This window comes from Methanobrevibacter sp. 87.7 (assembly GCF_002208625.1).
Lineage (GTDB): Archaea > Methanobacteriota > Methanobacteria > Methanobacteriales > Methanobacteriaceae > Methanarmilla.
This window is the reverse complement of the sequence record NZ_MRCT01000166.1, coordinates 1-3,588: the sequence shown is the minus strand read 5'-3', so window position 1 is coordinate 3,588 and position 3,588 is coordinate 1. Positions and strand designations below refer to the sequence as shown.

Genomic DNA, 3,588 nt, shown 5'->3' with positions numbered 1-3,588 from the left:
ATTAAAAATAAAAGTAAACAATAAAAAAAAGCAGTAATAAAATTAAAAATAAAATAAAGTAATAAAATTAAAAAAAATATAAAATAAAAATTACCTTAATTTTAAGTAAAAATTAAAAATATAAAGATAAAAAGAATTATTCTCTACCTTTTTTAAGTGATTGAACCATATCAATATTTTTAATTTTACGTGAGAAGATAATATTTACCAAAACAGATACTCCAACAACTATTATAAAAGTCATAATTATACTAGAAATTGAATAGGAATTTGGGAAATAATAATCTTCTCCAGAACTATCTAATATTAAACCTAAAACTTGATAAGCTAATGGTATACCTATAATAAAACCAATAATTGCTAAAAATATACTTTTATTAAGATATATTCTTGATATATATCTAGATTTAAATCCAATAACTTTTAATGTTGCAAGATCTCTTTCTGATTCTGTAAAGGATAATACAGCTAAACTATATAATACAACTATTGATAAAAGTATTGAAAATATAATCAATATATCAACCATTTCATTAACTGTTTCCATAAGTGTTTTCCAAGTTTTCTGTAAATCAGATACAGAACTTACACTAGCTACACCTGAAATATTATCATCAACAGACTTATTATATGTAACAATTGATGTTGGTGTAAAATTAAGACCTGATTCATTAATTTTATCTGGACTTATAATAAGACCTTGACTTGATGAATCTGCATAAATTCCGGTAATAGTTGAATTTACCCATTTATTATTTGAATAAATATGCCATTCAACAGTATCACCAACTTTAAGGTTTAAGATTTGTGCAGTCTTCTCAGAAACAAGTACACTATTATTATCAAATAGTATTTTCTTCATATACTTATTATTTGGTGTAATTATTCCTGTATTATTAAATGAATTCAAATTCGAAGTTTTACTTACACCATTATGTTTAATCTCAATTTCTTGACTCATTACCTGTGTTCCATTATACTCTTTAGATAAATAATCTATTTGAGAATCTGTAATATTTGATTCAAGATTAATTTGATTATTATAATGATTTATATCATTATATTCCCATACTTCTATTTCATCCATTGCATTTTCCATTCCTAATGAAGTAAGTACAAGTATAGTACAGGTAATTATCACTACAATAGTAACTAATGTTCTTATTTTACTTCGACTCATATCTTTAATATTCCATTTAATATTAAAGTTAAGATTTTTCCAAAATTTAGTATTATTAATAAATTTTAGTTTAGATATCTTAGGAGCCTTAGGCATTAATGTTGATGCTGGAGATTCATGTGCAATACTTTTAACTGTAATATATGTGAATAATATTGCTAATATTAACATTACTAAAGGAACAAGAACAAAACTCCAATCAAATCCTGGTGACCAAACAGGAAAAGTGTATGTTGTAGCCATTGAAACTTCAAATATTCCAGGTAATGTTAATGGACCTAGTATAAAACCTAAAACAGAACCAAATATAATCATAAAAATACCATAAGAAAGATAATGGTTAATTATTGTTCTATTTTTAAATCCTAAAGACTTCAATATTCCAATCTGTGTTCTTTGATTAGAAACAATTCTAGTCATTGTTGTAAGAAGTGTTAATAATGAAACTATAACAAATATAATTGGAATCATTACACCCATCATTTTATGTTGATCTATTTCAGAGCTTATTGTTTTATGACTTCCTTGTCCTTCTCTTGTTAAGTATATTGAATAATTATTACTTACAGTATCTAAATCTTTTTGATATTGACTTGTATTTTCATTAGTTCTAATTAAAAGTGTGTTATAATTAATATTGTCTCCTGGAATAGATTTATAAGATAAATATCCAAATCCTTGAATATTAAAATCTGGTATAAATGTTTTTTTAGGTTGTTCAAATATATATTCAGGTGAATAACCTAATCCACGAACTGTTTTTTCAATCTCAATATTATTAAATTTAACTTTAATTTTATCTCCAATTGATAAATTACGTGCATCAGCAAATCTTTTATCAAGCCAAATACCATCTTTATCATTAATATCAATGTTTGGCCCTTTTACTGGATAATATTTAGATATTGTATTATTCTCTATAAAATGTAGTTTAATATCAGGATTATCCTTCATATCACCTACTGTATCTACTGTTAATTGTCTTTCTACTCCTAATGTAGAACTTAGATTTTCTATTTGATTTACTGTAGAATTACTAATTGTATCATTATATATCCATACATTTGCCATATTTGTATCATTATAATAACTGTTTAGATTATCTTCAATACCATATGCTTCTGAACCAATTCCAACAAAGATATAAACTGCAAAAAATGTCATTAAGAAGATTGCAATAAATTGTAATTTATGCTTAGACATATCTCTAAGCATCTTTTTAAATAATAACATAATATAACCCTTATTAATTTTTTTAAATAATTAAAATTTCCAATCAACTTCTTCAGGAGTTTTAGGATTGTCAATAATTTTAACATCTTCAATTATGCCATCATTAAGATAGATAATTTTATTTGCAATTTCAGCAATCTTTTCATTATGTGTTACTACAACAACAGTTGTATTATTAACTAAAGATAAATCATGAAGAATTTTAATAACATTATAACCAGTTTTTGAATCTAAAGCACCAGTTGGTTCATCACATAATAATAATGTTGGTTTTTTAATTACTGCACGTGCAATTGATACTCTTTGTTGTTCACCTCCAGATAATTCAGAGGGAAATTGATTTGAATGATCAAGTAAACCAACCTGATTAAGAGCATAATCAACATCTATATCATCATCAATAAGTTCACTAATTAAATCAATATTTTCATATACAGTTAAACTTGGAATTAAATTATAGAATTGAAAAATAAATCCTACTTCATTTGCTCTAAACTTTGTAAGTTCATTATCATTGAAATTAGCAATATTTTTATTATTTATTATAATATCCCCAGAACTTACACTATCTAATCCCCCAAGAAGATTTAATAATGTTGATTTTCCAGAACCAGAAGGTCCAAGAATCACTACAAATTCTCCTTCATTTATTTCAAAATTTAATTTATTTACAGCCTTCAAAACATGTTTTCCAGTAACATATTCTTTTGTTACATTCTTAAATTCAATTATAGCATTCAATCTTTTCACCTCACTAAAATTAAATTATAAAAATACATATCTAAAAAATAAAATCTTTTTAATAATTATCTAAAAAATAAAGTTTAAGTTTATTAGAATAAAAATTAAATTTTTAATAAATTTAAAATAAAAACTTAAACTAATTAGTTCTTAAAAGCTTTATAACCCTATAATAAAACTTTAATAAGATTAATAAAATACAATTAAAAATTTAAACATTAAACAAGCTAAAAACATTAACATGTTCAAATAAATTACAATGAAAAATTTAATAAAATATCAAACAAGTTAAAATAATTTCATAAATATTATGAAACTTATTTAATAATTTTAAAAATAAATTTATTTTCTAAATTCTGTACAAAGTTAATTTATTATTAATAGTATATAAATTTAGGTATACCTAAAAATTTATATTTTTAAAAATTTTAAAT

The 3,588-nt window shown here is 23.0% G+C and carries 2 protein-coding genes; both read right to left on the bottom strand.

Annotated elements, in window-relative coordinates; translation table 11 throughout:
- Nucleotides 1-136: 136 nt before the first annotated feature.
- Nucleotides 137-2,413, bottom strand: a complete 2,277-nt coding sequence (locus tag BGI41_RS07170; RefSeq protein ID WP_088539939.1) for an ABC transporter permease — start codon at nt 2,411-2,413, stop codon at nt 137-139.
- A gap of 30 nt (nt 2,414-2,443) precedes the next feature.
- Nucleotides 2,444-3,154, bottom strand: coding sequence for an ABC transporter ATP-binding protein (locus tag BGI41_RS07165; protein WP_088539937.1), 711 nt, complete (start codon nt 3,152-3,154; stop codon nt 2,444-2,446).
- Nucleotides 3,155-3,588 lie beyond the last annotated feature (434 nt).

Coding starts and splice junctions, on each gene's coding strand:
- BGI41_RS07170 (WP_088539939.1), bottom strand. CDS start 2,413: ATGTTATTATTTAAAAAGATGCTTAGAGATATGTCTAAGCATAAATTA.